General features: G+C 34.6%; 24 protein-coding genes and 1 other annotated feature. Of the genes, 18 read left to right on the plus strand and 6 right to left on the minus strand.

Annotated features, from left to right (window positions below):
- Window positions 1-364 precede the first annotated feature (364 nt).
- Together AABL52_RS02270 and AABL52_RS02275 are read right to left on the minus strand one after the other, a co-directional pair.
- Window positions 365-826, minus strand: coding sequence for a L,D-transpeptidase (locus tag AABL52_RS02270; RefSeq protein WP_000735049.1), 462 nt, complete (start codon window positions 824-826; stop codon window positions 365-367).
- Window positions 827-856: 30 nt separating this feature from the next.
- Window positions 857-1,300: a DUF3978 family protein gene (locus AABL52_RS02275; RefSeq protein ID WP_000388764.1), complete on the minus strand. Its 444-nt coding sequence runs from the start codon at window positions 1,298-1,300 to the stop codon at window positions 857-859.
- 412 nt (window positions 1,301-1,712) lie between these two features.
- On the opposite strand from AABL52_RS02275, the gene AABL52_RS02280 reads away from it, so the two are divergent.
- The 10 genes from AABL52_RS02280 (at window position 1,713) to AABL52_RS02325 (ending at window position 9,476) form a co-directional block, all read left to right on the plus strand.
- Complete coding sequence (locus AABL52_RS02280) at window positions 1,713-2,327, plus strand: DedA family protein (RefSeq protein WP_341518845.1); 615 nt, start codon at window positions 1,713-1,715, stop codon at window positions 2,325-2,327.
- 219 nt (window positions 2,328-2,546) lie between these two features.
- Window positions 2,547-2,768: a helix-turn-helix transcriptional regulator gene (locus tag AABL52_RS02285; protein WP_076541749.1), complete on the plus strand. Its 222-nt coding sequence runs from the start codon at window positions 2,547-2,549 to the stop codon at window positions 2,766-2,768.
- Window positions 2,758-3,465 carry a DUF3169 family protein gene (locus AABL52_RS02290; protein ID WP_341518846.1) on the plus strand — a complete coding sequence of 236 codons (708 nt, stop codon included), beginning with the start codon at window positions 2,758-2,760 and terminating at the stop codon, window positions 3,463-3,465. The genes AABL52_RS02285 and AABL52_RS02290 overlap by 11 nt, the downstream gene beginning before the upstream one ends.
- A 12-nt stretch (window positions 3,466-3,477) precedes the next feature.
- Entirely contained in the window at window positions 3,478-4,560 is a 1,083-nt protein-coding gene (locus AABL52_RS02295) for a site-2 protease family protein (protein ID WP_048563509.1), read from the plus strand.
- A gap of 96 nt (window positions 4,561-4,656) precedes the next feature.
- Window positions 4,657-4,797 (plus strand): DUF3985 family protein, encoded by a 141-nt coding sequence (locus AABL52_RS02300; protein ID WP_000404783.1) that lies wholly within the window; start codon window positions 4,657-4,659, stop codon window positions 4,795-4,797.
- 219 nt (window positions 4,798-5,016) lie between these two features.
- Window positions 5,017-5,745, plus strand: a complete 729-nt coding sequence (locus AABL52_RS02305) for an ABC transporter ATP-binding protein (RefSeq protein WP_048566638.1) — start codon at window positions 5,017-5,019, stop codon at window positions 5,743-5,745.
- Window positions 5,742-6,560, plus strand: coding sequence for an ABC transporter permease subunit (locus tag AABL52_RS02310; RefSeq protein ID WP_048566637.1), 819 nt, complete (start codon window positions 5,742-5,744; stop codon window positions 6,558-6,560). Before AABL52_RS02305 ends, AABL52_RS02310 begins: the two co-directional genes overlap by 4 nt.
- Window positions 6,561-6,570: 10 nt before the next feature.
- Window positions 6,571-7,341, plus strand: coding sequence for an ABC transporter permease (locus tag AABL52_RS02315; RefSeq protein ID WP_048566636.1), 771 nt, complete (start codon window positions 6,571-6,573; stop codon window positions 7,339-7,341).
- Window positions 7,342-7,353: 12 nt separating this feature from the next.
- Entirely contained in the window at window positions 7,354-8,043 is a 690-nt protein-coding gene (locus AABL52_RS02320) for a response regulator transcription factor (protein WP_048566635.1), read from the plus strand.
- Complete coding sequence (locus AABL52_RS02325) at window positions 8,043-9,476, plus strand: sensor histidine kinase (protein ID WP_048566634.1); 1,434 nt, start codon at window positions 8,043-8,045, stop codon at window positions 9,474-9,476. The genes AABL52_RS02320 and AABL52_RS02325 overlap by 1 nt, the downstream gene beginning before the upstream one ends.
- Window positions 9,477-9,565: 89 nt before the next feature.
- Here AABL52_RS02325 and AABL52_RS02330 read toward each other — a convergent pair whose 3' ends face one another.
- On the minus strand, window positions 9,566-9,952 hold the full coding sequence (locus AABL52_RS02330; RefSeq protein WP_001077775.1) for a DUF3938 domain-containing protein: 387 nt from the start codon (window positions 9,950-9,952) through the stop codon (window positions 9,566-9,568).
- Window positions 9,953-10,413: 461 nt separating this feature from the next.
- Here AABL52_RS02330 and AABL52_RS02335 point away from each other — a divergent pair, with 461 nt between their 5' ends.
- On the plus strand, window positions 10,414-10,935 hold the full coding sequence (locus AABL52_RS02335; RefSeq protein ID WP_341518847.1) for a GNAT family N-acetyltransferase: 522 nt from the start codon (window positions 10,414-10,416) through the stop codon (window positions 10,933-10,935).
- Between the two features lie 110 nt (window positions 10,936-11,045).
- Here the strand turns inward: AABL52_RS02335 and AABL52_RS02340 are convergent, their stop codons facing one another.
- Window positions 11,046-11,939: a YitT family protein gene (locus tag AABL52_RS02340; protein ID WP_000530035.1), complete on the minus strand. Its 894-nt coding sequence runs from the start codon at window positions 11,937-11,939 to the stop codon at window positions 11,046-11,048.
- Window positions 11,940-12,216: 277 nt separating this feature from the next.
- Between AABL52_RS02340 and AABL52_RS02345 the strand changes: the two genes are divergently transcribed.
- The 3 genes from AABL52_RS02345 (at window position 12,217) to AABL52_RS02355 (ending at window position 14,402) form a co-directional block, all read left to right on the plus strand.
- Window positions 12,217-12,501, plus strand: a complete 285-nt coding sequence (locus tag AABL52_RS02345; RefSeq protein ID WP_016085668.1) for a hypothetical protein — start codon at window positions 12,217-12,219, stop codon at window positions 12,499-12,501.
- Window positions 12,502-12,529: 28 nt separating this feature from the next.
- On the plus strand, window positions 12,530-13,312 hold the full coding sequence (gene yidC, locus AABL52_RS02350) for a membrane protein insertase YidC (protein WP_098412669.1): 783 nt from the start codon (window positions 12,530-12,532) through the stop codon (window positions 13,310-13,312).
- A gap of 130 nt (window positions 13,313-13,442) precedes the next feature.
- A complete protein-coding gene (locus AABL52_RS02355; protein WP_341518848.1) occupies window positions 13,443-14,402 on the plus strand; it encodes a hypothetical protein in 960 nt (319 codons plus the stop codon).
- Window positions 14,403-14,483: 81 nt separating this feature from the next.
- Here AABL52_RS02355 and AABL52_RS02360 read toward each other — a convergent pair whose 3' ends face one another.
- On the minus strand, window positions 14,484-14,711 hold the full coding sequence (locus AABL52_RS02360; protein ID WP_341518849.1) for a hypothetical protein: 228 nt from the start codon (window positions 14,709-14,711) through the stop codon (window positions 14,484-14,486).
- A 166-nt stretch (window positions 14,712-14,877) separates the two neighbouring features.
- Window positions 14,878-15,114 (plus strand) — a binding site (T-box leader).
- A gap of 65 nt (window positions 15,115-15,179) precedes the next feature.
- On the opposite strand from AABL52_RS02360, the gene AABL52_RS02365 reads away from it, so the two are divergent.
- The 4 genes from AABL52_RS02365 to AABL52_RS02380 all read left to right on the plus strand — a co-directional run bounded on the left by AABL52_RS02365 (window position 15,180) and on the right by AABL52_RS02380 (window position 20,458).
- The gene (locus AABL52_RS02365; RefSeq protein ID WP_341518850.1) at window positions 15,180-16,493 is read left to right on the plus strand and encodes an APC family permease; all 1,314 of its coding nucleotides are present in this window, start codon (window positions 15,180-15,182) and stop codon (window positions 16,491-16,493) included.
- A 108-nt stretch (window positions 16,494-16,601) separates the two neighbouring features.
- A complete protein-coding gene (locus tag AABL52_RS02370; protein ID WP_341518851.1) occupies window positions 16,602-17,786 on the plus strand; it encodes an MFS transporter in 1,185 nt (394 codons plus the stop codon).
- Window positions 17,787-17,867: 81 nt separating this feature from the next.
- The gene (locus AABL52_RS02375; RefSeq protein ID WP_000312825.1) at window positions 17,868-18,032 is read left to right on the plus strand and encodes a hypothetical protein; all 165 of its coding nucleotides are present in this window, start codon (window positions 17,868-17,870) and stop codon (window positions 18,030-18,032) included.
- A 269-nt stretch (window positions 18,033-18,301) separates the two neighbouring features.
- A complete protein-coding gene (locus AABL52_RS02380) occupies window positions 18,302-20,458 on the plus strand; it encodes a SpaA isopeptide-forming pilin-related protein (RefSeq protein WP_341518852.1) in 2,157 nt (718 codons plus the stop codon).
- 31 nt (window positions 20,459-20,489) lie between these two features.
- Here the strand turns inward: AABL52_RS02380 and AABL52_RS02385 are convergent, their stop codons facing one another.
- Window positions 20,490-21,248, minus strand: coding sequence for a TrmB family transcriptional regulator (locus AABL52_RS02385; RefSeq protein WP_341518853.1), 759 nt, complete (start codon window positions 21,246-21,248; stop codon window positions 20,490-20,492).
- Window positions 21,249-21,492 lie beyond the last annotated feature (244 nt).

Consider the following 21,492-nt stretch of genomic DNA (forward strand, 5'->3'; position numbering starts at 1 on the left):
AGTAACACCTCCTAAATAACGCTTTTTACTGCAATATTCGAATTCATCATTTTTGAATGGCTCAGATTGTTTATACATATAATAAGCCCCCGCTATAAAATAATCATGAAAGTAGCAAGGGGATTTGTTTTAGCGAAACTGAATATTTCAGAATTACAGTAGTTCTATTATAGTATGTAATGTAAAATTTATAAAATATTATAACTGTATAATTTTAATATCCATGTTTATCAATGTTTTAATGTCATTTGACACAATCTATTTTCATTATATATGTAAATACAGTTGTTTTGCTACTGTAAATGAAGAAATAAAATAAGCCAAGACATAAAATTCTTGGCTACACGTAAATCGTGTTGTTAGGTTATTTTACAGTGACAGTAGCCTGCTGGGGAATACGCTCAAATAACCAGTGTATATCATTGTTATACATACGAATACAACCTAGTGTTGTCCATTTGCCGATTGCCTGATTATTGTTCGTACCATGAATCGCATAAGTTGTTCCATAAGTTCCAGCCATATTTAATCCTAGCCAACGGTCACCAAGTGGATTACGTGGGTCGCCGCCTTTAATTTTTCCTGTATAGTAAGGACGGTTTTTAATTTTATTAACGATTTGAAAAGTACCTTTAGGTGTAGGTGTGGCTGCTTTCCCAGTAGCGACAGTAAAACTCTTTATGAATTTTCCGTTTTGATAATAATCCATTTTATTTAACTGCGTGTTTACAATCAGTTGATCTTTCGTTGTAGCTGCCTCTGCATTTGTGAATGGAATAGTTAAAAATCCTAATGATAATAGTGCGCTTAATAATAGTTTTTTCATTATATTCTCCTTTTTATCATTGTAATAGTCTTACATACAATGAATTTGCAATCCTCGTAATACTTTATTTACATTTTCATCTAATGTTTCAAAGAAGGTAGTAATCTTTGGGTTTTGTTTGTTGTTTTTATCAATAAGTAATCTTTCATTTAGTAAAAGTTCACCATGTAGTCCAAAACTTTGAACTTGAATATTTAATTCATCTTCAGTTTCAGAAATAATTGGTAAAAAGTAGTGGAAAGCTTTCGTTGGAATGATGTAACTTTTGCCAATCATGCTTTCTTGATTTGAATTAATCCATTTTTTCGTAACGATCTTAATGTTCTTTTTTGAAACGATAAAAGACAGTGTTGTAGATTTTGTTAAACTTACGTCAAATTCACTTGTTTCACACATGTGTAAATTAAAAACGGTTTCATTTTGATGAGATTCAACATTTGTATTAATAAAATCGTGCATTTTATAAGCTTCCATTTCTTATTCACCCTTTTTTCAATTTCGAAAAACGACTTATATTTATTCAATTTAATGCTTAGTCATATATTGGTTAAATTTTTCAACAAATTCCGATATAATCTTACAATACGTATATGAAGCTAATATGAAGTTCGTATGAGTTTGTGGTGGTTTTTTATTGAGAACAAAATAAGGTGATTTTAAGTGTTAAAAACTGGATAAAAAATGCATATTAATTCCAAGTTTCTCACGGTATATATTTGTTAAGGTGTTTTGAAATGAACGTAAATAGAAGTAAATAAAGAACGGGAAATTTTAGTGTGAGCCTTACAAAAATGTAATAAAAATGTAAGCTATTGTGATAGTTATTTCGACAATTTTTTTATACAATAATAGTAAGAAGTTGTACGTGATTGGAAGGAGAGATGACATGGAATGGATTCATGAATTATTTCAGCAGTACGGGTACTATGTTGTACTTGTTGGTTTGCTGTTAGAATATATTGCACTTCCGTTTCCGGGAGAGCCAACGTTAGCATATGCGGGGTTTTTAGCACAGAAGGGCGATTTAAGTTTACCGATTTTAATTATCCTATCCTTTATTGGGACAAGTGTAGGAATGACAATTCAATACTTTTTAGGAAATAAATTAGGTATGCCCTTTATTCAAAAGTATGGGAAATACGTATTTTTAACACAAAGAAAAATCGACTTAACAAGAATGTGGTTTGATAAGTATGGATACTTCCTTATTTTTATCGGTTTCTTTATTCCTGGTGTACGTCATTTTACAGGATATTTTGCAGGAATTATTAACTTACCATTCCGTCGTTTTGCAATTACAATTTACTCAGGTGCTCTATTTTGGGTATCGTTCTTCTTAATCGGTGGTTATTGGTTAGGTGGAAACTTACATGACATCTTTGGAGTGCTAGAAGATCATATCGGTAAAATCATTATTGGAGTTATCGTGATTGTAGCAATTACGTTAGGTGTTCGTTTCCGCAAACAGTTAAAACGAGTATTGTTACAAAACGCAAGTTAATATGAAATCCATTCTATGTCAAAATTTAGGGAGGCAGTGCAAACGCACTGCCTTTTTTATTTTATGTTTCAATCTATTTTAATAAGTTTTTATTTGTTCATCTGTTTAAAATTATATAGATTATACTGTCAATTATTAACGTCAAAATGACAATTATAATTGACAATTATAAGGATATTATTTACAATTTTATTTAAATAAATGAAAAAGAGGGAAGACATGAAGCTTCAAAATCGAGTGAGGGAATTGCGAGCAAAGCATCGCTTATCACAAGGGGATTTAGGAAAAGCGATTGGATCATCACGACAAACGATTAGTTTAATTGAGCGCGGGGATTATGCACCATCTATTGTATTGTCGCTAAAAATCGCACAAATTTTCAATGTACCGGTGGAGGAAATATTCAAGTTAGTGGAGGGGGAAGAGGACGATGAAGAGTAATCGAAAAAAACAATTTGATGTTGTGGGGAAAATAGCATTAAGTATGATGGGTGGCTTTTTAACATCTTATATAGCTTTAAATTTACTCTCGGATGAACCGAGAAAATTATCATCTAATACATTTATAGGTGTATGTACTATTTTTGGAGTCTTAATGATGTACTACACTTGGAAGAATACACGTATGTTAGCAGAGGCACGCGATGAAGAAGAGAGCGTACAAGGCAGAAAATTAGGCATTATAAGTATATATTTACGTGTAGGTGATATAGTTACGCAAGCATGGTTTGTATATGCAGTTATTACATGTAGACGTGCACTGTTACAGGATACAAATGTTTCATTTGCAGTGTGGAATTTAGTAGCTTCTATTGTTTGTTTAACCACTGTAGTGATTAGCGGGCTCATAACAAAAAATCGTTATAATAAGCTATATCCTGAACAAGGTGTAACATATATGGAATCTATGAAAATGTGGACGAAAAACGCAGATGAAGGATTAAAGCACATTGTGCATGAGGCTGGATATAAAGCGTATGAATTTACGAATACAATATTGGCATATGTATGGTGGGCTGCCGTTATATATACAGCGGCTAGTGATATCGATTTTGTATTAATTGGCTTAATCTCATTTATTTGGATATTGCATCTTGGAAAATTCATGTACGAAATGCAGAGAAAAATGATTTATTAAGGGGAGAAAAGGGTGGATATTTTAAGAAGGCCAGCTGGTTCACTGACAGTGGCGTTAATTCTGTCCATTTTATACGGAGTGATCCGAACTGGGAAATTAGAAACAATGTTGAATATATGGGTATTATTGGGTATTTTTCTGTTAGTGGTAATCATTCATGAGTTAGGACATGTCGTATTCGGCGTAATAGGTGGTTTGACATTTAAATTTATGACAGTAGGGCCTATTACTGTTCAAAAAGAGAAGGGGAAAGTACGTATTCGAGAAAATAAATTATGGGCGTACTTCGGAGGCGTGGCAATGTTAATACCACCTTCTATAGTAACACCGAACCTTTCAAAAAAATGGGCATGGATGACTTTAGGTGGACCAATTACAAGTTTACTATTTGGTTTTACTTTTGGTTACATATACATGGTGAGTTATTATCAATATCTTTTATATTTTTCTGTTTTCCATTTTATCATTTTTGCGGTTACAATCGTGCCGATAAAAGGAACGCTTATGAGCGATGGTATGCAATTTCTTATTTTAATTAAAGATGATGAAAAGGCGAAGCAGCATGTATATAACATTCAAGTATCGAGTGAGTTATTTAGTTATAAGAGGCCGAAAGATTGGGATAAGAGATTAGTAGAACTTACCGAAGATAAAATAAAAGAACATAAAAGTATAAGAGAGATCATGAGCGGACTTATGCTTGTCTTCCTTGCCCGGTCGGATCAAAAGGGAATGGAAAAAGCGATACCGTATGTAGAACAAATCGTGAAACTCCCTGTAACGAAAGAAAATAAATTTTTCGTTAGTAGTTTTCATAGTTGGTATCTTTTATATAAAGCTCTTTATGAGATGGATCGTCTTTCTCTGCAAGAAGCGAAGGAACATTGGAAGGCCATTACAAAAATAGACTTACATGGGTATTATCGAGCACAAGCAATTGTTACATATGCAGAGAATGATTTAGAAGCTTCCCGTATGTATATGAAGAAAGCCGATAAAGAATTACAGAATGCTGAAAAGAATGAACTGGGATATTTACAATTAGAGAGAGAATGGTTTGAGCAGTTGAAAGAGAGGGTATCTTACGATGGGTAAGGTATCCTCTTTTTTCTATGTCGTCTTCTGCCGTTCCATAAAAAGTCTGTGGCGAGTAAAATAAGATAAGAAGAGCAAAGCTTGGAGGAATTCTAGATGGAAATTTTAACGATTATTTTAATAGTCCTGCTCATTTATGCTGTTTTTAAAGTAGCATATGTGGCATTAAAGATACTCGCGATCCTATTAGTTATCTTTTTAATCGTAGAGTTCGGCAGTAAATTGCTTGGGGGATAGGGTATGTTGTGGGTTTAGGGTGTCGGTAAATCGATAACCTGTATTGGAACGTTGATATAAGTGGAGAAATGATCGATATATTTGGAGAATCGTTGATATATTATAGTGAATACTAAGTGGGGTATATGGAAAAGAAGTTGCCGTGAGGGTAGCTTCTTTTTATTTGTTTATAAATTGTTTATTTTTACCTTCTATTCTTATAGTAAGGAGGCGATAGGGATGAAAAAAGCGGTTTTAGAAGTAAGAGATGTGACGAAAAGAGTGAAGGGAAGAACGTTGTTAAGCCACATGTCTTTTTCTGTTTATAAAAATGAAATTTGTGGTTTTGTTGGGCCAAATGGTTCAGGGAAGACGACTCTTATTCGAACGATTATGGGATTAATTCGACCAAATGAAGGTGAAATCTTAATTAATGGCAGTAGCGTACAAAAAGATCGGAAAGAAGCTCTTCAGCATGTGGGTGCAATTGTAGAAGCACCAATTTTCTTCCCTTATATGTCAGGGCGAAAAAATTTACGGAATTTAGGTAGGATTACGCTACGTACTGGTGGAGAAGTTCTTGAAAAAAAGGTGCAGCAAGTATTAGAAGTCGTCGGTTTAGAAAATCGTGCTGACGATAAAGTTGGTACGTATTCGTTAGGGATGAAGCAGCGTTTAGGGATTGCGCAGGCGCTTCTTGGGGATCCAGATTTTATCATTTTGGATGAACCGTCTAATGGATTAGATCCAGTTGGAATTAAGCAACTTCGTAAAATTGTACTCGACTTACAGCGTGAGAAGGGAATAACTTTTTTCATTTCTAGTCATTTAATTCGTGAATTGGAGCTTATGTGTGATTCATGGGTCATGATTCGTGAAGGATCACTAATATGGCGGGGGACGACGGAAGAGTTACAAGGAAGAAATAAAGAATTAGAAGATATTTTCGTGGAGATGATGAGCTCATGATGATGTTAGTACGCTCGGAATGGGAGCGGATTTGGGCTAAGAAAGTAACATGGCTTTGTTTTTTGATGATACCTGTGATGTTACTTGGGGCTGCGAAGTACTATTTGAAACATAATCAAAAAGTAGAAAGGATAGCAGTTGATTATACATATGCGAATTCATTCCCAGTGCTTGCATTATCAGAAATGCTTATGAGTATATGTAATCTTGTTTTACTCGTTTTGATTGTCCTTGTGTTTGCTCAAGAGTATCACAGTGGTCAAATTCGGATGGTAATCCAAAGGTCATACATGTATTCGGAAATTCTTATTGCGAAAATAATTACGATATTAGCAGTAAGTTTGCTATTTATAGGTGCCTATTTTATTTGTAGTTATTGTATTGGCTATATTTTCTTTGAGCATGAACCGAATATTCTTTTGTTTTATCATACGGAAAAAACGAATGCACTTGGCGTTTTCTTATACTGTATTTCTTATTATGGAATTGCTTATCTTACTTTAATAGCGATGGCTAGCATATTAATTATGCTTTCGGTTATAAGTAAATCGATAACAAGTGCAACACTTCTTGGTATGGGATTTATTATATTTTCTTTTGGATATCCAGCGATGGCGTTAGTGATAGGGAAATCACCGGCTTTTCTTTATATTAATTATTCGTCTTTAATTAAATTGCAACATGAGGGAATTGCTATAGCTTTATCTGGTAGTTCACGGCTGATTCTTTTTGGATCTGTAATTTTACTTGTATACATTGCTGTTTGTAATGTTGTAACAGTTTATTGGATAGGAAAAAAAGATAATTTTGTGTGAGGTGTGAAGAATGAGACAAATACTTATAAGCGAATTTGAACGGATTTTTGATAGAAAGAAGACGAAAGTATTAATTGTTATTTTTGGACTGTTACTTATTTTGCACAGTGTATGGGTTCATACTTTTGGAGTTGCTATTTACGATACAAAAGGGACGGAAGCAATCTTAAGTAATTTGAACTTTCCTGTTGCAGTTACAAGAGAATGGTATTTTACGCTATTCTTATTAATTTTTCCAATCTTATTTATTGATAGTTTTAATAGCGAAATTTCATCTGGCGCATATCGTCTTGTCATGATCCGCCCGGTAAGTAGAGGGGAATTATTATTGGCAAAATGGGCTACTCAAATGAGTATCGTAAGTTTATTTTTATTAATAGCATTTATAGAGAGTAATATATACGGAACATTTTTTATTAGGCACGCAGAGGAGACATTCTTTTTGGATAAACAAGTCATTTATGGGACGGGTGCCTCTATTTTATATACTGTAAAATATTATTTAATATTATGGTTTATCGCAAGTGCTTTAATTATGTTGAGTAGCCTTGTAAGCCTTTGGTTTCAAAATTCTATTATTACATATTTTGTGATAGTCGGTTTACTAGTAGCAAGTTTATATGTGAATGAAGAAGTAAGTTATTTTGTAATTGGAAGCGAATCAATTCTAAGAATATTAAGTGAGGGGAAAGTAACGTTTTACCTAATAAATGGTACAATTCTAGGAGGATGTGCAATAGCGGCTATGTTTAGTTGGTGTAAAAAAGATGTATTTAATTAGGAGGGACTTACCGTGGCGGACAAAATATTAGTTGTAGACGATGAACCGGATATTCTTACATTTATTGAAGATAGTCTTGTCATGGAGGGGTATGAAGTAAGAAGTGCACTAAATGGTGAAGAGGCTTTGAAAAAATTAGATAGTAGCGTGGACCTTATTGTTTTAGATGTTATGTTGCCAGATATGAATGGATTTAAAGTGTGCGAGAAGATGAGAGAGTCTTATGCATGTCCCATCTTATTTTTAAGTGCCGATGGTAGTGAACGCTCTCGTATAGAAGGTTTATTGATTGGTGGAGACGATTATATTAGTAAGCCGTTTAGTTTAAAAGAGTTGAAAGCGAGAATTATTGCTAATTTGCGTCGTACGACAGAATTGCAAATGATGGGGCAAAAGAATTTTCTACGTTATGGCGATTTAGTAATAGATTTGCAGAGTTATGAAATACTATTAGGTAAAGAAAAAATTCACTTTACAAAAAAGGAGTATGAAGTCGTGAAAATGTTAGCACTTCATGCTGGCCAAGTTTTGACGAAAGAGCAGCTGTTTGAAAAAATTTGGGGATATGATAGTGAAAGTGATGTCTCTACTGTAGTTGAGCATATAAAGAAAATTAGAACAAAGCTTAGTGTATATGATAGAGAATATACATATATTCAAACGGTGTGGGGAATTGGATATAAGTGGAGTGTACAAAATTGATGCAAAGATTACGGATTAAACAACAGCTAGTAATTGGCTTCTTAATAGTTTTAATTGGTAGTTTAATACTGACCGTTTTAACGGCGGTTAGTGGTTGGTATTGGTTAACGAAGAGTGGAAAAGTATTTCCTGCAAATTATTATGAGCAGAAAATTCCTATGATAAAAGAATACGTAAAAGATAAAGGCGCGCTATTGTTAGACGAGAAAGAGCAATATGAATTAGAGAAAATTGTCCCTCGTGAGGGCATTCAATATCAAATTGTTAATAGGCAAGGAGCTATTTTTTATGGTACATATAAAAAGAAAGTAATAACAAATGAGAGACCAATTTTGAGTGTTATTAATACAAATATTCATGAGGAAGATGATGATACTGAAGTTACGACATATCTGCCTTTAGTGGATAAGAATGGAGATTTACAAGGAGCGATAGGGTTTAATTATCATTTGATAATATCAACCGCTTCGGCAGTTGATTCCTTTTTTGTAATCTTATTTTTAGCTTCACCCTTTATATACATTACAATTTTATCCTACATCGTTTCAAACCGAATGGGAAAAAGAATAAAGAAACCACTTGCTGAATTATCAGAGGCTTCAAAAAGAATTCAAGAGCAGGATTTAAATTTTCATTTAGAATACAACGCGCAAAATGAGATTGGTGAATTAGTCAGTTCGTTTGAAAACATGCGTGGAGCATTAGCTACTAGTTTGTCACGACAATGGGAGTTAGAAGAAGAAAGAAGAGAATACATTAGAGCTATTTCTCATGATTTGAAAACACCGCTAACGATTGTGCAAGGTCATGCAGAAGGTCTGCAAAGTGGCTTATGGAAAAATGAAGATTTATTACATCGTTATTTACAAACGATTGAACGAAACACAAACAGAATGACAAAACTTCTTGAGGAGTTCCAAACAGTAAATGAGTTAGAAAGCTTTGCATTTCAATTACGTTTAAATAGAGTACATATAAATCCATTCTTTCTAAAAAAACTAGAAGAATATGAATGTATAGCTAGGAAAAAAGAAATTAAGTGGGATGTTATCTTTGAAAATAATGGGGATGTACAAAGCTTAGTATTTGACCAAGAGCGGATCAGTCAAGTAATGGATAATATCGTAATGAATGCAGTTCGGTTTACCCCGGTGTCAGGGAAGGTGCTCGTTAAAGTGTGTACTTGGCATGACACAATAGAGTTTCATGTATATGATTCAGGGCCTGGTTTCCAAGAAGGAGATTTGAAAAAAGTATTACAACGTTTTTATCAAGGAGATCAGTCACGCTCAGGAAGCAAGGAGCATTTTGGACTCGGTTTATATATTGCTAAGACAATTGTTGAGAAGCACGGCGGTAAAATACAGGTAGAAAATAGCGAGGTGCGAGGTGGGGCACATGTTTCGTTTCGGATTCCGAGCGGAGGTATGTAGGAAAGAAGTTGCCGTGAAGGTAACTTCTTTTTATTGTGGTGACGGGATCTGCAAAACAACATAAAAAAAGCTGGAAGAATCCTTCCAGCTTACGAGTTACTTTCAATTTGGCGACCGTTTTCTTCTTCATTGTCTTGTAAAAGGTTGAATACGTCTGCTAGGCAGAATGCAATGAACCAAGTCCATAGACCGTGGAAGAAAGCTGAGCTTAATTGAAGTGGTAATGTATAGTTAGTCATTGAGTAGGAAATACATCCGCCAACGATTCCGATCATTGTTAATAACATTGTTTTTTGTGCATTTTCTTCTGGATTGAAGAGGAAGTAAATGTATCCACCTAAAATTGAAGCGCTTACAAGGGTTTCGATTCCATTAAAAATGATATTCTCTCCAAGCTGAGTGTTTGTCCAGAAGCAGATTGTTCCACCGATAATAGCAAACAGGACAGCTATTGTATATCTTATATATTGATTCATATGTTCATCTCCCTATGTAATAAGATGATTTGGAAGTCAAAAAGGTAGGTATAGTATATTGAAGTGAATTTTAGTTGTACGTATCTTTTTTTATAAAAAGATCATGGAAGAATAACTAAGATGATCGGTTTTTTAAACCGTTACGTGTATGGTGTTTGAAATATACCCGACTGCTCGTTTCTTTTTGCTTGTAAAATAAGAGAAACTTCCAAGTCTATATACTCTTTTTTTGTGAGTCTGCTTTCATTATAACACATTTAGGCCCACAATAATAGAATTATCTGATTTTGTAATAAGTGTAAAAAATAAAAAGCGCAAGGAAATACCGTCAACGGTGCAGTTTAGTGGGAGAAGGATTTTAATTTATTATGATGAAATATGTAATCAAGGTGAGATCTAGGAAAGAGGCTTAAATATTATAAAAATGTTTTGTAGCATGAATGTAAGGGAGGAGAGCTAACTTGGAGATTGCAACAGAAAGATTAATAATTAGACCTTTTAAGAGTACTGATTTACAGGATGTATTTGCTATTTATAATAATGATGATACTTGTAAGTTCTTATTACATAATAAGTGGACTTATGAAGACATGCAGAAAAGATTTAATAAGAAGCTAGCAAACAACGTACTTACTAAAGAATCAATATTAAGTTTGGCAGTTATATACAAGACTAAAGTAGTTGGTGATTTATCCGTGTGGTACACAAATATGAGAGATACTGTTGAGATTGGTTATAGTTTTTTAAATGAAGTAGCTGGGAGAGGTTTGGCAACAGAAGCGGTAAGTAGTTTGGTATTTAAATTATTTAATGAATGTAATGTACATCGTATACAAGCTAATCTTGATGCACGTAATATAGCTTCAAAAAAATTGTGTGAACGAATAGGCATGAGAAAGGAAGCCCATTTCATACAAGATTTTTGGAATAAAAATGAATGGACAGATAGTTTTGTATATGGAATGCTATCCTCCGATTTGTAGTAATAAACTTAGTGATTTTATTATGCTAAAGGGTGCGTTAGTTGAATAACAAAGGGCATAACATATTATATATGACTAATATGTTATGCCCTTTAATGTATTAACCTTTTTTATATGCGTTTGAAACGGCCGACAATTTCAACTGTTTCAGTAATGTTCATAAATGCTTTGTTATCCACTTGACGGATAATACGTTTCATTTCGCCTAACTCATAGCGAGTCACGACAGTGTAAATCATTTTTTTCTTATGGTTTGTATAGCCGCCGACAGCATCTACCATTGTCACTCCGCGTATGCCGTGATGTAATAGTGCGCTTTTTATTTCCTCGCCTTTTTCTGTAACTGTCATTATCGTTAATTTAATATGTTTCGTATGCACGGCATCAATTACTTTACTGACTACAAACCGGCTAATTAACGTATAAAGCGTAATATCCCATCCGAAAATAAATCCTGCTGCAACAAGTAAGATTAAGTTGAATCCAAAGATGATTGCTCCAATCGAAATATCTCGATGTTTCGCTACAATCAATCCAACAACATCAAAGCCACCTGTTGAAGAAGCGAATCGGAATATGATTCCTGAGGCTGCTCCGCAGATTACACCGCCGAATACAGAGGACAGTAAAATATCGTCTGAAACTTGGTGTACAGGGATAATATTCATCGCTAACGATGATACAGCTACAAAGTACGCTGTTAAAAAGGTTGTCTTCTTGCCTAAGTAAAAGTGACTTAAAATAAGAAGAGGAATGTTTAGTAAAAAGATAAGTGCACCGATATTGTAATGCATTAAATAACCGATAATCATCCCTACACCAGCGAATCCACCGCTAATCATGTTATGCGGGATAAAGAACATATTCATAGAAATTGCATACAAAATAGAGGCTACGAAAATAACAACCAACTGTATGATAAATTCTAAGTGAAATGTTTTAGCTGCTGGGAAGGATAAAAAGGCGGTGTCGGGAACGTAATCGGCGTCTCCTAGTTGACCCATAGTATGTTTCATCTCCATATTCATTTTTGATTACAAGAAGAGAATAAAGGTTTTTTCAAAAACTGGCAATAGTTTTATTATAATGCAAAAATTTTATAAATTTCTAATAAATCAAGCCTATTCATTGATGTGTGTGAATATACTAAAGAAAGCGAATACAATGTTTCTTAATTATTGTTTTCTTGAGAAAATATGCAAAATACTTTTTTTGAAAATAAAAGGAAATAGAGAATGTTTGTTGAATGTGCTAAAATGATCTTATTAAGGATGTGAAGCGATGGAATTTTTATTGCAGGATGCAATTCTATATATATCGTTTGTAACGACGGCGCTTTGTTTGTTAGAAGTTTTCTTCCTTGCTAACGTTTCTCGTTTTGTGCGTCAGCAAGCATCAAGCGGTAGACAAAGAGCTTTTAAACTAGTTAATACGTGTGAAGAGGGTACTGGTAATGTACCGCTTTTCTCTATTTTTTATAAATATGGAATGATTCGATCTGTGCGCAGACAAGAATCAAGTGAAGAGAATGACGAGGTAGGTCCGTATACACCAATGTTTCGCTAAATAATTACGAAACATTGGAGGAATGAACATGTTAAAATCATACCGAGCTGTGCTCGTTAGTTTATCATTATTACTTGTTTTTGTTTTATCTGGTTGCAGTAATGCAGCCCCAATTGATGCACATAGTGCGGGAATTTGGGATCATTATTTCGTGTATCCAATCTCGTTTATGATTCAATTTGTTGCTCATCATATACCAGGAGCTAGCTTCGGGATTGCTATCATTATTATGACGCTCGTTATTCGTTCAGCAATGATTCCATTAGCTGTTTCGCAATATCGTAGCCAAGCGAAAATGAAAAAAATGCAACCTGAATTGCAGAAGCTCAAGAAAAAATACGGTGATGTAAGCAAAGATCTTGAAAAACAAAAGCAGTATCAAAAAGAAATGTCAGAACTAATGAAATCAGGGGGTTGGAATCCACTTGCTGGTTGCTGGCCACTATTAATACAAATGCCGATTTTCTCTGCTTTGTATTATGCGATTAGCCGAACAGAAGAGATTCGCACATCTTCATTTTTATGGGTGAACTTAGGACATGCAGATCCGTATCACATATTACCAATTCTTGCAGCGCTAACGACATTTATTCAGATGAAAGTTTTCCAATCTAATATTACACCTGGAGAACAAGTACAGATGCTGAAAATGCAGCAAATTATGATGCCGGCAATGATTCTATTTATGGGATTTGCGGCGCCATCAGGACTTGTGTTGTATTGGATAACAGGTAACTTATTTACAATGACACAAACAATTGTATTAAGAAGAATAATGGAACGTGAAGAATTACAATTACAAAAAGCTTAGAACAACGCCGCTCGGGATGAGCGGTGTTTTTTTTGTTAAGTCGTTAAGGAAATGTTAAGAAACCGACATTACTATAGGCATTGTATACGAAAGTGTACATGCTTTAGAAATATGAAGGAGGAAATTTCCTATGAAGAAGAAAACAGTTGGGTATTTAGCAATTGCAGGTGCTTTATCATTCGGAATCATTGGAGGAGCCGGCATACCAGCATTTGCGGCAACGAATACTCCAGCAGCTGAGCAATCTACAAAAACGGCGAAAAAAGATTTAGATGACGCTACAAAACAAAAGGTAAAAACGATTATGGCCGATACAAAGAAACAGTTGGAGGAGCTAGGTGTAAAGCTTCCAGAGAAAGAAAAACGTAAAGACATGTTCGCAGGATTAGATGATCAAACAAAAGAAAAAGCGAAGTCAATCTTAGAACAAGAGAAATCCGGAAAGCTAACACGTGAACAAGCGCAAGAGGAATTAACGAAGTTAGGCGTGAAAATGCCAGAGAAGGGTAAGCATGGAGATATGTTTGCTAACTTAGATGAAGCAACAAAAGAAAAAGCGAAGTCGATTTTAGAGCAAGAGAAAACTGGGGAATTAACACGTGAACAAGCAAAAGAAGAGTTAACAAAACTAGGCGTGAAGTTCCCGGAAAAGGGTAAGCATGGGGATATGTTTGCTAATTTAGATGAAGCAACAAAAGAAAAAGCGAAGTCGATTTTAGAGCAAGAGAAAACTGGGAAATTAACACGTGAACAAGCAAAAGAAGAGTTAACAAAGTTAGGCGTGAAAATGCTGGAGGGTAAGCGTAAAGATATGCTTGCTGACTTAGACGAAGCAACAAAGGAAAAAGCAAAGTCTATTTTTGAACAAGAAAAGTCCGGGAAATTAACGCATGAGCAAGCAAAAGAAGAATTAACAAAACTAGGTGTAAAACTTCCAGAGAAAGAGAAGCATGAAGATATTTTTGCGGGATTAGATGAGGCAACGAAAGAAAAAGCGAAATCGATTTTAGAGAATGAAAAGAAACAATTAGAGGCGTTGAATGTGGATCTTCCACATCACAAATTTTTAATGAAAAAAGATGAGAAATAATTGAGTGAAGTCGTACCTTTCGCGTGGGCAACCGAAAGGTACGTGAGAGGACCGATTTCTGTTAGCAGAAATCGGTCCCTTTTAATGATTTAATAAAAATTTTTTCATTGTTAGTATGTATCCAAAGACGCAGTAGAAGATTGCAAAACCGATAAATACTTCTGTATATTGGTATTTACCTAATACGTAGAAGGAAGCAGCTGGTATAAGAGCTACTGCTAAAATGCTATAACCAGGATACTTGTGCCTGTACATGATAGCGAATAGAGCCGAAAGTAATGTAGCGATAATACAAAAAACAGCAATCATTATTCGTGCACCTCCTATATGGAGTATACCATTTTTAGGGAATTAGAGAAGTGCCGTAACTTCTGTTATAATATAAGAAGAGAAATATTTCGTATGTTATATAAAAAAATATATTGATTTTTTCTAACAATTCAATATAATGGACAATAACTACAAAATTCGACATCAAGAAGTGATGATGAGGACATGATCAATTTTTTGCGATTCTCAGAGAGGGAAGCCTTTGGCTGTGAGCTTCCTAATACGGAAAAATGGATTACCACCTCTGAACTGCAGCAGTGAACGGATACCTAGTAATTGCTTGCCGGCAAAAACCGTTATTTAGACTTGAGAAATTGGTGAAGTGTGTCACTTTACGAATTGAAACAAGGGTGGAACCACGAATACAACACTCGTCCCTTTTTTAGGGAGGAGTGTTTTTTTATTTCATTTTTGCATCACACTAGAATTGGAAGGAGGATACGCAGCATGCATCATGATGAGAAGAACAAAATTGGTTTAACAGTAGCACTTTCTATTGTGGTAGGAACGATTATTGGATCTGGTGTGTTTATGAAACCAGGGAGCGTATTAGATTACTCGGGGAGTTCTAATATGGCCATTCTTGCTTGGGTAATTGGTGGTCTGTTGACGCTAGCAAGTGGTTTGACAGTAGCTGAAATTGGAGCGCAAATCCCGAAAAATGGTGGGTTGTATACGTATTTAGAGGAGATTTACGGAAGTTTTTGGGGATATTTATCAGGCTGGATGCAAACGATTGTTTATGGACCAGCTATTATTGGAACATTAGGGTTGTACTTTAGTTCTTTAATGATTAACTTCTTCTATTTAGATAAAGTATGGAATTTACCAATTGCAATTGGAACAGTTGTGTTCCTTGGCGTTGTAAATAGTATGGGAACAAAATATGGAGGTATCCTCCAAACGGTTACGACAATTGGGAAGATGATTCCGATCGTTTTAATTGTTGTGTTAGGTTTTTGGAAAGGAAATAGCGATATCTTTAACGTAGTTGTGCCGATATCGGAAAATCAAAGTATCGGGATGGCAATTTTAGCAACGTTATTTGCGTATGATGGCTGGATTTTACTTGCTTCGATTGGTGGAGAAATGAAGAATCCAACAAAGCTATTACCGAAAGCAATGACAGTTGGGATTTTAATTGTAACAGCTGCTTATGTATTAATTAACTTGGCATTATTAAATGTATTACCAGCAGCGAAAATTGTAGACCTTGGAGAAAATGCAACAGCGACGGCTGCGGGCATGCTATTAGGAGAGTATGGCGGGAAAATTATTAGTATTGGTATTATCGTTTCTATTTTCGGTTGTTTAAATGGAAAGATTTTAACGTTCCCACGTATCCCGATGTCGATGGCAGAACGTGGACAACTTCCATTTGCTAAGTTTATTGCAAAGGAAAGTCCAAGGTTTAAAACACCAGCAAATGCGATTACTGTTGAAATCATTTTAGGAATTATTTTAATGATTATTAGTGATCCGAATAAGCTATCTGAGATTTCCGTATTCATTATTTATATTTTCTACGTAATGACGTTTATTGGTGTCTTCATTTTAAGAAAACGTAATAAGAATAAAGAGCGTGCATACAGTGTACCGTTATTCCCAATCGTACCAATTGTCGCGATTTTAGGTTCGTTCTTTGTAATTGGTAGTGCAATTATCAATGATCCGGTAAGTTGTTTCTTATCAATTGGAATTGTCTTTACTGGACTTCCGGTGTATTGGTATTTAAATAAGAAGAATAAAACTACTGTTTAATAATTAGAAGGCAGGCGTATCATACGCCTGTTTTTTATTGTAAAAAAATTGTACTTGTGTTCAATTTCTATTTTGGTTACTATAGTCGTAGTAACCAAAATAGAAAGCGTGGGGAAAGACTTGAATTTTCGTGTGTATATTTTAGCTATCGCGGCTTTCGTAGTCGGAACGGTTGAGCTAATTATAGGAGGAACGCTTGATTTAGTTGCCGATGATTTAGGAGTATCTATTAGTGCAGCCGGTCAGCTTATCACAATATTTTCAGTAGTATTTGCTTTATCAGGTCCTGTTTTATTAGCATTAACAGGGAAATTTGAAAGAAAAACATTGTATGTTGGGGCATTATCAATTTTCTTAATCGGAAATATTATTTCAGCATGTAGTGTGAATTACGGGATGTTAATGTTCTCAAGGGTGATTTGTGCGGCGAGTGGTTCGCTTATTATTGCACTGTCAGTAACACTTGCTTCTAGTGTTGTAGAACCGCATTTTCGTGCGCGTGCAATTGGAATCATTTTCATGGGGATTAGTGGATCACTTGTACTTGGAGTACCCCTCGGTCTTGTACTCGGAAATGCATATGGATGGCGTGCACCATTTGTATTAATTTCGGTATTAACAGTTATGGCAATTGCTTGTATTTCATTATTCTTAACGAAAGTACCACCGACATCGGTATTATCAATAAGAGAACAAATTGCTACGTTAAAAGATAAGAAAATCGTAAGTGCACAGTTAACGTCATTCTTATTTTTAACGGGTCATTTAACGCTATATGCATATTTAACACCATTTTTAAAAGATGTGATGCATGTGGAAGCGAATTGGATTAGTGTATTTTACTTCATTTTCGGAATCGCAGCGGTACTTGGAGGCGGCCTTGGGGGCTTGCTTGCTGATAAATGGGGATCGAAGAAAAGTATTATCTCAATTATTATCGTATTTGCGTGTGCAATCTTCATATTGCCGATGATGACATTCTCATTCCCGCTGTTCATTATTATGATGGGGATTTGGAGTATGCTGAGCTGGGCTATTTCGCCAGCGCAACAAAATTATTTAATTGAAATTGCACCAGAATCGGCTGGTATTCAGCAAAGTTTAAATAATTCTGCTCTTCACCTAGGAATTGCACTCGGTTCAACAGTAGGCGGAGTTGTTATTGAAAAATCATCTGTTATATATAACGCTTGGGTAGGCGGTGGCTTTATTATATTAGCGCTACTTTGTGCGATTTTCTCTATTACGAGAGGACGTTCTACTCAGTTTGCGAAGGAAGAATCTATCGTTTGATAGGTTCTTTTTTTAATTTGTAAAATTTTGCAGGTTTTAGTAGATATATGGAGAAAGTTGTATGTAGCGAGGTGATGGAAAATGGCATATGATTTAGTCGGAGTTATATTGGGCCTTATACCAATATTTGTGGTCGCGTTTATTTTTAGATGGGTTCGTTTCATCTATCAAAATTCAGAGAAACAAGTGGAGCAAAATGAGAAAATTATTGAGCTGTTGACGGAGATAAAAGAAAAAGATAAATAACATGTATTCGTTTGAAATTTGTTTCTGGTAAGTAAAAAAGGCACTTATAAAGTGCCTTTTTATTATTTTTAAAAATTTTAAATATGTAACATTCATTTGTCAATAGCAGCATGAGAACAAACAATTGTAATGTTGCTTATTGCTTTGAAACTTTCTCAACAATTCGACAAGATAATACAAAAAAACCACCTATTCTCTTTTTTTCACTATAAGTACAATGAAACAGTAAGATTGCTTCATGTAGAAATTTATATATGGTGGTGGAGAGAATGAAACGAAAGATGGTAGGGAAATGGTTTAGTTTTTTTAGTGCTCTTATTATTTTATTAGGAATTGCAATGCCGCAAGTAAAGGCAGAAGTAATGAACAGAGAAACATATAAAATGGATTGGAGTTATAGTAATTCGAAACATCGTGAAATAAAAACAGAAATAATTAAAACGGCTTCGGGTAGTATTGCGTATTGTTTAACACCTGATTTGCGTTCTCCAAATGGAGATGATTTGCCTGAAATGGGGAAAACATCTGATGACGTATATCGTGTTTTATTAAATGGATATCCTCAAAAAAGCCCATCTGAATTAGGGGTAGCGACAGTAGAAGAAGCGCATTATGCTACACAATTAGCGGTATGGATTGCAGCAAATGAATTAACAGTAGAAGATTTAGTTGCAAAAAATGAACGAGTACATAATCTTATGAAGCGTTTAGTAGAGGCTTCAAAAAAAGAAACTGGATCACAAGATGTATTTTTTAAAGTTAATCCTGTAGATCCACAAACTGCTACACAAAAAGGTGATTATTTAGAAACAGGATTTTATGCAGTGCAAACAAATGCGGTTTCTGGCTCTTATACAATTCTTCCTGAAAACGCTCCTAAAGGGGTTCGAATTGTAAATGAAAATGGAGAAGAGAAAAGTACATTATCAATTAATGGAAAATTCAAGATTTTAATCCCGAAGGATACGAGTAGTGGTAATTTTAAAATGAAAGTGAAGTCTACTTTAACAAATTTACAAGCAATAGCTTTTAAAGGCTCGGAAAAAGTTCAAAATACAACAGTATTGTTACAAAGAAATAGTGAGAAAATCAGTACAGATTTAGTTGTAAATTGGGAAACAGTAGTCTCTTTAAAGATTATGAAATTAGGAGAAAAAAAGGAATTATTAAAAGGGGCTGTGTTTGAAGTTTCTAATGAAAACTTTAAACAAAATGTTACGACTAATGATAAAGGAATTGCGGAGCTAGGGAATCTTTCAATCGGTATATATAGCGTCAAAGAAATTCAAGCGCCAGCTGGATATGTGGTAGACGGAAGTGTTAAAAAAATTGAAGTGAAAACTGGTGAAACTGCTCTATTAGAGTGGAAAAATGAAAATATAAAAGGTGAATTAGAAATAACGAAAGTAGATATAGCGGATGGAAATACGAAACTGCCAAATGCAGAGTTTACAATCTACAACGAACAAGGGAAAGAAGTAGTAAAAGGGAAAACGGATGAAAAAGGTGTAGCGAAATTTAAACTACCATATGGAAAGTACACGTATAAAGAAACAATAGCACCGAATGGCTATGTAATAAATGAAGAGACGTTCTCATTTGAAATAAAAGAGAATGGAGAAATTATTAAACATATCGTTCAAGATAAGAAGGTAGAAGGTGAGTTAGAAATAACGAAAGTAGATATAGCGGATGGGAATACGAAACTGCCAAATGCAGAATTTACTATCTACAACGAACAAGGAAAAGAAGTAGTAAAAGGAAAAACAAATGAGCAAGGTATAGCGAAATTCAAATTACCATACGGAAAGTACACGTATAAAGAAACAATAGCACCAAATGGATATGTAATAAATGAAGAGACATTCGCATTTGAAATAAAAGAGGATGGAGAAATTATTAAACATATCGTTCAAGATAAGAAAGTAGAAGGTGAATTAGAAATAACGAAAGTAGATATAGCGGATGGAAATACGAAACTGCCAAATGCAGAATTTACAATCTACAACGAACAAGGAAAAGAAGTAGTAAAAGGAAAAACAAATGAGCAAGGTATAGCGAAATTCAAATTACCATACGGAAAGTACACGTATAAAGAAACAATAGCGCCAAATGGCTATGTAATAAATGAAGAGACATTCGCATTTGAGATCAAAGAGGATGGAGAAATTATTGAACATATTGTAAAAAATAAGAAAGAGGAAAAGGCATCGCTTCCTTCTAAGCCAAATAAGCCAACACCGAGTGGAGAAGTGAAACCCTCCGCTGATGTGAAGCCAATGCAACAACCTAATACTCATAATGAAGTGCGTTTACCAGCTACTGGCGGCGTTGGCAATGAATTTACCGTTTTATTCGTTTTAGGAATTGGCTTTATTATTGCTGGTGCTTATGTGTTAAGGATGAAAAATAGAAAAGAAATGTAGAAAAAAAACGCCTTGTAATAGAGGCGTTTTTTTAGTATCTCAATTTCCTCAACAAACTTTTAATTTCTTCATCTTGCATGAAGAGATCATGGTGTTTCTGGGTAATCTTTGCAAGTGCAACATCGTGATAAAAGAATTCTGTAAAGAACTTCACGAAAGGTTTTGACATTGTTTTCATTGCTTGCCATGACTCTTGCTCTACACCAGCAAATAAAATTTCACGGTCGTCAACGATGAGCAACAAGTAGCGTTCTAATGCGTTAGGTTCTTCTGTTGGGATTAGAAAATGCATGTTTTCTAAGTCTGTTTCTACTTTACCAACTATAAGCGACTCGAGTTTGACGCCTTGTTTTGCCTTTTCTTCTAGTGAAGGGAGATATTCTAAAAGAGTATCGTTCCAAGCTGAAATGCGAATTGATTCTTTTGCACTTTCGATGAGTTCTTTACTTTGAACTCGAATAGAAGATTGCATTTTTAAGCTCCACACACGGTCATCTGTAAATGATTTTTTTGATATATTCGTTTCCAATTCTTTAATATTTGATTGGAATTCTGTCGTTAATTTTTCAATTGCTAGCTTGAGTGGTAATGCTGTATACAGCTTTTTCTTTTCTGAAACAGAATCCATTACCATGCCTTTATCGATTAGGCGTGCTAGCACTTCATATATTTTTGCTTTTGGAACGCCAGAATGCTTTACAATCGTTGTAGCATCTAGTGGTTCGTTGCTTGATACGACAACTTCATAAGCTTGGCTTTCATATTGTGAGAAACCGAATTTTTGTAACATAGTTCCCTCCGAACGAATGAGATGATATAGCTTAAGGATAATGAACTATTTGTTTTTACACAAGTGGTAGTAGGTTTTCTACTCAAATTGAGATGAGAATTAATTTCAATTTTTTAATTTTATCCATTATACTTAATATAATGATTAATACGATTATAATACAACGAGAAGGAGATGCTTGGGGGAAGATGTTGAGAAGTTTACGTTTAAAAATTGCGGTAGTATTTTCGGTACTTATTTCTAT

This window comes from Bacillus paramobilis, from assembly GCF_038096195.1.
Taxonomy (GTDB): domain Bacteria; phylum Bacillota; class Bacilli; order Bacillales; family Bacillaceae_G; genus Bacillus_A; species Bacillus_A mobilis.

Bases quoted from the DNA above. Each gene is read 5' to 3' on its own strand.
- AABL52_RS02270 (WP_000735049.1), bottom strand. From the start codon at position 826: ATGAAAAAACTATTATTAAGCGCACTATTATCATTAGGATTTTTAACT.
- AABL52_RS02275 (WP_000388764.1), bottom strand. From the start codon at position 1,300: ATGGAAGCTTATAAAATGCACGATTTTATTAATACAAATGTTGAATCT.
- AABL52_RS02280 (WP_341518845.1), top strand. From the start codon at position 1,713: ATGGAATGGATTCATGAATTATTTCAGCAGTACGGGTACTATGTTGTA.
- AABL52_RS02285 (WP_076541749.1), top strand. From the start codon at position 2,547: ATGAAGCTTCAAAATCGAGTGAGGGAATTGCGAGCAAAGCATCGCTTA.
- AABL52_RS02290 (WP_341518846.1), top strand. From the start codon at position 2,758: ATGAAGAGTAATCGAAAAAAACAATTTGATGTTGTGGGGAAAATAGCA.
- AABL52_RS02300 (WP_000404783.1), top strand. From the start codon at position 4,657: ATGGAAATTTTAACGATTATTTTAATAGTCCTGCTCATTTATGCTGTT.
- AABL52_RS02305 (WP_048566638.1), top strand. From the start codon at position 5,017: ATGAAAAAAGCGGTTTTAGAAGTAAGAGATGTGACGAAAAGAGTGAAG.
- AABL52_RS02310 (WP_048566637.1), top strand. From the start codon at position 5,742: ATGATGATGTTAGTACGCTCGGAATGGGAGCGGATTTGGGCTAAGAAA.
- AABL52_RS02315 (WP_048566636.1), top strand. From the start codon at position 6,571: ATGAGACAAATACTTATAAGCGAATTTGAACGGATTTTTGATAGAAAG.
- AABL52_RS02325 (WP_048566634.1), top strand. From the start codon at position 8,043: ATGCAAAGATTACGGATTAAACAACAGCTAGTAATTGGCTTCTTAATA.
- AABL52_RS02330 (WP_001077775.1), bottom strand. From the start codon at position 9,952: ATGAATCAATATATAAGATATACAATAGCTGTCCTGTTTGCTATTATC.
- AABL52_RS02340 (WP_000530035.1), bottom strand. From the start codon at position 11,939: ATGGGTCAACTAGGAGACGCCGATTACGTTCCCGACACCGCCTTTTTA.
- AABL52_RS02345 (WP_016085668.1), top strand. From the start codon at position 12,217: ATGGAATTTTTATTGCAGGATGCAATTCTATATATATCGTTTGTAACG.
- yidC (WP_098412669.1), top strand. From the start codon at position 12,530: ATGTTAAAATCATACCGAGCTGTGCTCGTTAGTTTATCATTATTACTT.
- AABL52_RS02355 (WP_341518848.1), top strand. From the start codon at position 13,443: ATGAAGAAGAAAACAGTTGGGTATTTAGCAATTGCAGGTGCTTTATCA.
- AABL52_RS02360 (WP_341518849.1), bottom strand. From the start codon at position 14,711: ATGATTGCTGTTTTTTGTATTATCGCTACATTACTTTCGGCTCTATTC.
- AABL52_RS02365 (WP_341518850.1), top strand. From the start codon at position 15,180: ATGCATCATGATGAGAAGAACAAAATTGGTTTAACAGTAGCACTTTCT.
- AABL52_RS02375 (WP_000312825.1), top strand. From the start codon at position 17,868: ATGGCATATGATTTAGTCGGAGTTATATTGGGCCTTATACCAATATTT.
- AABL52_RS02380 (WP_341518852.1), top strand. From the start codon at position 18,302: ATGAAACGAAAGATGGTAGGGAAATGGTTTAGTTTTTTTAGTGCTCTT.
- AABL52_RS02385 (WP_341518853.1), bottom strand. From the start codon at position 21,248: ATGTTACAAAAATTCGGTTTCTCACAATATGAAAGCCAAGCTTATGAA.